General features: G+C 53.3%; 2 tRNA genes and 2 rRNA genes. All 4 read left to right on the top strand.

From position 1 onward, the window contains the following. The first annotated feature begins 507 nt into the window (after positions 1–507). Positions 508–1,969, top strand: a 16S ribosomal RNA gene (locus ACR0EZ_RS25590). A gap of 258 nt (positions 1,970–2,227) precedes the next feature. Further along, positions 2,228–2,304 (top strand) — tRNA-Ile (locus ACR0EZ_RS25585). A 73-nt stretch (positions 2,305–2,377) separates the two neighbouring features. Beyond that, a tRNA-Ala gene (locus tag ACR0EZ_RS25580) sits at positions 2,378–2,453 on the top strand. Between the two features lie 650 nt (positions 2,454–3,103). Further along, positions 3,104–5,967: ribosomal RNA gene (locus tag ACR0EZ_RS25575) — 23S ribosomal RNA — on the top strand. The 16S and 23S rRNA genes sit together here with 2 tRNA genes alongside, the layout of an rRNA operon. The last annotated feature ends 21 nt before the right edge of the window (positions 5,968–5,988 follow it).

Here is a 5,988-nt window from a genome sequence, read left to right as displayed (position 1 = left end):
CCCCTTCACCGGCGCTGCTGAGGCGGTTGCTGGGTTGCTGGAGACGGCGAGACGCGCTGGAAAGACGGCGGGACACATCGGAGAGACGGTGGGCATCTGAGGTTTAGGTTTAGGCGGTTGCGCTGAGTGATTGGCGTTGCGGTCTGGTTTTTGGTCTTGGGTGTTTTGTTCTTTGACATTGATGGATAACTGAAGAGATATGTGGGCGGTTTGGTTCGTTTCGACGGATTGGATGTCTGTATATCGCGCTCTTAGGGGTTCGCTCCGATGATAGAGTGTCAGCTTCACTGTTTGTACGGCTTTCGGTTTCTTAGGAAACCAGAAGCACAACAAACAGATGACTTTTAGTTGTATTCCCGGCTAGCCGGCTGGGGATGTATCGCTTGGACAGCTCAGGTAGCTGCAGCGTAGCGTAAGCTGCACTGTGCTCAAGTAGCCGAACAGGCGATAGCACAACTAAAGATGTGCAGAGGTTCGAACGTCAAGGATATGATGGCAACATCATTTCAACTTGAGAGTTTGATCCTGGCTCAGAACGAACGCTGGCGGCAGGCCTAACACATGCAAGTCGAGCGCGCCTTTCGGGGTGAGCGGCGGACGGGTTAGTAACGCGTGGGAATATGCCCTTTGGTACGGAATAGCCTCTGGAAACGGAGAGTAATACCGTATGAGCCCTTCGGGGGAAAGATTTATCGCCAAAGGATTAGCCCGCGTTAGATTAGGTAGTTGGTGGGGTAATGGCCTACCAAGCCTACGATCTATAGCTGGTTTTAGAGGATGATCAGCAACACTGGGACTGAGACACGGCCCAGACTCCTACGGGAGGCAGCAGTGGGGAATCTTGGACAATGGGGGCAACCCTGATCCAGCCATGCCGCGTGAGTGATGAAGGCCTTAGGGTCGTAAAGCTCTTTCGCCTGTGAAGATAATGACGGTAGCAGGTAAAGAAACCCCGGCTAACTCCGTGCCAGCAGCCGCGGTAATACGGAGGGGGTTAGCGTTGTTCGGAATTACTGGGCGTAAAGCGCACGTAGGCGGATCGGAAAGTTGGGGGTGAAATCCCGGGGCTCAACCCCGGAACTGCCTCCAAAACTATCGGTCTAGAGTTCGAGAGAGGTGAGTGGAATTCCGAGTGTAGAGGTGAAATTCGTAGATATTCGGAGGAACACCAGTGGCGAAGGCGGCTCACTGGCTCGATACTGACGCTGAGGTGCGAAAGTGTGGGGAGCAAACAGGATTAGATACCCTGGTAGTCCACACCGTAAACGATGAATGCCAGTCGTCGGGTAGCATGCTATTCGGTGACACACCTAACGGATTAAGCATTCCGCCTGGGGAGTACGGTCGCAAGATTAAAACTCAAAGGAATTGACGGGGGCCCGCACAAGCGGTGGAGCATGTGGTTTAATTCGAAGCAACGCGCAGAACCTTACCAACCCTTGACATCCCGGGACCGGTCCAGAGATGGGCTTTCCACTTCGGTGGCTCGGTGACAGGTGCTGCATGGCTGTCGTCAGCTCGTGTCGTGAGATGTTCGGTTAAGTCCGGCAACGAGCGCAACCCACATCCCTAGTTGCCAGCAGTTCGGCTGGGCACTCTATGGAAACTGCCCGTGATAAGCGGGAGGAAGGTGTGGATGACGTCAAGTCCTCATGGCCCTTACGGGTTGGGCTACACACGTGCTACAATGGTAGTGACAATGGGTTAATCCCAAAAAGCTATCTCAGTTCGGATTGGGGTCTGCAACTCGACCCCATGAAGTCGGAATCGCTAGTAATCGCGTAACAGCATGACGCGGTGAATACGTTCCCGGGCCTTGTACACACCGCCCGTCACACCATGGGAGTTGGTTCTACCCGACGGCCGTGCGCTAACCTTTTGGGGGCAGCGGACCACGGTAGGATCAGCGACTGGGGTGAAGTCGTAACAAGGTAGCCGTAGGGGAACCTGCGGCTGGATCACCTCCTTTCTAAGGATGTTTCTAGATTTTTAATGTGTTCAAGTAGCCGAATAGGCGGTAGCACACTAAAACGTGAAACACTTAGCAGAAGATCAACAAACAAAGTTGGTCAAACTCATGAGCCGAGCCGTCCTCATATCTCTTCAGACATAGCGTGAGCTACTGCTCATGCAGATCGGTTTTGCTTCAGGCAAGCTGGCCCTCTCGGCAGATTTGCATGGCAAATCGCCTGCCGGGCGACGCCGATTTTGCGAAGCAAAATCAGCTGGGTCGGTAGCTCAGGTGGTTAGAGCGCACGCCTGATAAGCGTGAGGTCGGAGGTTCAAGTCCTCCTCGACCCACCAAGCCTTTTGCGAAGCAAAGGGCGTTGTCGCGGCAGTTGCTTTTGGCCACAAAAGCAATGAGAGCGACTATTATGGGGCCTTAGCTCAGCTGGGAGAGCGCCTGATTTGCATTCAGGAGGTCAGGAGTTCGATCCTCCTAGGCTCCACCACCGTCTCTTTTTGCTGCAAGCAAAAAGATGATGAACAACGGTTCCACGCAGCGTGGAGCGGCAGTTGCTTTTGTGAAGCAAAAGCAATGAGAGCGGTTCTCCGGATTGCGGGTATAAATCCACCATATCACTTCGATCAGATCGTTAAGCACTATGTCAGTGTTTAACCGTCCGATTGGACGTCTCGTCCAAGTCACCCGCAAGGATGACGGACACATCAATTGACATCGTATAGAGAGAAATCAATCAACACTGTTTGATTGGCGCCGAGTGTGGCGTTGATCTCAGTTGGTCCTCACGTGCTCAAGTAGCCGAATAGGCGGTAGCACACATAGTGAGGAGGTTTGATTAGGGATGTTTCCTCGTCCCTCTTTGAATATCCCGGCTGAAACGAACAGAGTTGTCCAAGTCAAGTACACTAACCCCTCACTTCTTCCGTCAGGAAAAGTGAGCAGGTTTTGGCAGGCCTCGATGGGCTGCTGAAACCTAAATGTCTTCTATCCTCTGCGTGGGGCCGACCGACATCGGCAGCGCGGGTTCCAGGATGGAAGGCGGGAAAGTATGCTTTTGGTTCAGAAAAAGGGGTTGGTTGTTCCAGCTTCCGACCCATGGATTTGCTTCGCAAATCCTGTCTTTCTTTTTCTGGATCAAATCAAGCGCGAGAAGGGCGTTTGGTGAATGCCTTGGCAGCAAGAGGCGATGAAAGACGTGATACTCTGCGATAAGCCATGGGGAGCTGAGAATAAGCTTTGATCCATGGATTTCTGAATGGGGCAACCCACCTGAAAGCTTCATATTGTTATCTTTGATACTCAATATGGGGTTTAAACAGGTACTTAAGACCTGAATACATAGGGTTTTAAGAGCAAACCCGGGGAACTGAAACATCTAAGTACCCGGAGGAAAGGACATCAATTGATACTCCCCTAGTAGCGGCGAGCGAACGGGGACCAGCCGAGCCGGATAAGTGAGAAGAACATGTTGGGAAGCATGGCCATAGCGGGTGACAGCCCCGTATTCGAAGCTTTGACGGACGTATTAAGTAGGGCGGAACACGTGAAATTCTGTCTGAAGATCGGAGGACCACCTTCGAAGGCTAAGTACTCCTTGCTGACCGATAGCGAACCAGTACCGTGAGGGAAAGGTGAAAAGCACCCCGACGAGGGGAGTGAAACAGTACCTGAAACCGAACGCCTACAATCAGTCGGAGGATCCTCGAGATCTGACGGCGTACCTTTTGTATAATGGGTCATCGACTTGGTCTCACGAGCAAGCTTAAGCCGTTAGGTGTAGGCGTAGCGAAAGCGAGTCTTAATAGGGCGCATGAGTTCGTGGGATCAGACCCGAAACCGAGTGATCTAGGCATGGCCAGGTTGAAGGTAAGGTAACACTTACTGGAGGACCGAACCCACATCCGTTGAAAAGGATCGGGATGAGCTGTGCCTAGGGGTGAAAGGCCAATCAAACTCGGAGATAGCTGGTTCTCTGCGAAATCTATTTAGGTAGAGCGTCATCCGAATACCCCGGGGGGTAGAGCACTGGATGGGTAATGGGGCCCCACAGGCTTACTGATCCTAACCAAACTCCGAATACCCGGGAGTACTAGATGGCAGACACACTGCGGATGCTAACGTCCGTAGTGGAGAGGGAAACAACCCTGACCTACGACTAAGGCCCCCAATTCATGGCTAAGTGGGAAAGCAGGTGGGACGACCAAAACAACCAGGAGGTTGGCTTAGAAGCAGCCATCCTTTAAAGATAGCGTAACAGCTCACTGGTCTAAACAAGTTGTCCTGCGGCGAAGATGTAACGGGGCTCAAGCCATGAGCCGAAGTCTAGGATGCCGTAAGGCATGGTAGCAGAGCGTAGTGTGACATAGGACTTTATCTGAATTACCGCCCGACACCGGGGCGCGGGCAACCGTGCTCAAGTAGCGTAAGCGGTAGCACAGATATAAGTCCTTTCGATGAAGCCGGGGCGTGAGCCATCCGGTGGAGAGATCACTAGTGAGAATGATGACATGAGTAGCGACAAAGAGTGTGAGAGACACTCTCGCCGAAAGTCCAAGGGTTCCTGCTTAAAGCTAATCTGAGCAGGGTAAGCCGGCCCCTAAGCCGAGGCCGAAAGGCGTAGGCGATGGGAACCAGGTTAATATTCCTGGGCCAGGAGGATGTGACGGATCACAGGTGTAGTTCAATCTTATCGGATTGATTGGGCTGCTGAGTGGTTCCTGGAAATAGCCCTCCATCAGACCGTACCCTAAACCGACACAGGTGGACTGGTAGAGCATACCAAGGCGCTTGAGAGAACGATGTTGAAGGAACTCGGCAAAATACCTCCGTAAGTTCGCGAGAAGGAGGCCCGGTTCCTAGGCAACTAGGGGCTGGGGGCACAAACCAGGGGGTGGCGACTGTTTATTAAAAACACAGGGCTCTGCGAAGTCGCAAGACGACGTATAGGGTCTGACGCCTGCCCGGTGCCTGAAGGTTAAAAGGAGAGGTGAGAGCCTTGAATTGAAGCCCAGGTAAACGGCGGCCGTAACTATAACGGTCCTAAGGTAGCGAAATTCCTTGTCGGGTAAGTTCCGACCTGCACGAATGGCGTAACGACTTCCCCGCTGTCTCCAACATCGACTCAGCGAAATTGAATTGCCTGTCAAGATGCAGGCTTCCCGCGGTTAGACGGAAAGACCCCGTGCACCTTTACTACAGCTTCGCACTGGCATCAGGATTGTGATGTGCAGGATAGGTGGTAGGCTTTGAAGCGGAAACGCAAGTATCCGTGGAGCCTCCCTTGAGATACCACCCTTCGCACTCTTGATGTCTAACCGCGGTCCGTTATCCGGATCCGGGACCCTGCGTGGCGGGTAGTTTGACTGGGGCGGTCGCCTCCTAAAGCGTAACGGAGGCGCGCGAAGGTTGGCTCAGAGCGGTCGGAAATCGCTCGTTGAGTGCAATGGCAGAAGCCAGCCTGACTGCAAGACTGACAAGTCGAGCAGAGTCGAAAGACGGCCATAGTGATCCGGTGGTCCCGAGTGGAAGGGCCATCGCTCAACGGATAAAAGGTACGCCGGGGATAACAGGCTGATACTGCCCAAGAGTCCATATCGACGGCAGTGTTTGGCACCTCGATGTCGGCTCATCTCATCCTGGGGCTGGAGCAGGTCCCAAGGGTACGGCTGTTCGCCGTTTAAAGAGGTACGTGAGCTGGGTTTAGAACGTCGTGAGACAGTTCGGTCCCTATCTGCCGTGGGTGTAGGAGACTTGAGAGGAGTTGCCCCTAGTACGAGAGGACCGGGGTGAACGATCCACTGGTGGACCAGTTGTCGTGCCAACGGCAGTGCTGGGTAGCTATGATCGGACAGGATAACCGCTGAAGGCATCTAAGCGGGAAGCCCCCCTCAAAACAAGGTCTCCCTGAGGGCCGTGGAAGACCACCACGTCAATAGGCCGGAGATGTAAGCGCAGTAATGCGTTCAGTTGACCGGTACTAATCGCCCGATAGGCTTGATTTGATCCAGTAATGGAAAGACAAA

The sequence above is a fragment of the Ruegeria sp. AK4 genome (genome assembly GCF_056541025.1).
Note: the sequence above shows the minus strand (reverse complement) of the source record. Positions and strands in the feature narration are given on the sequence as shown.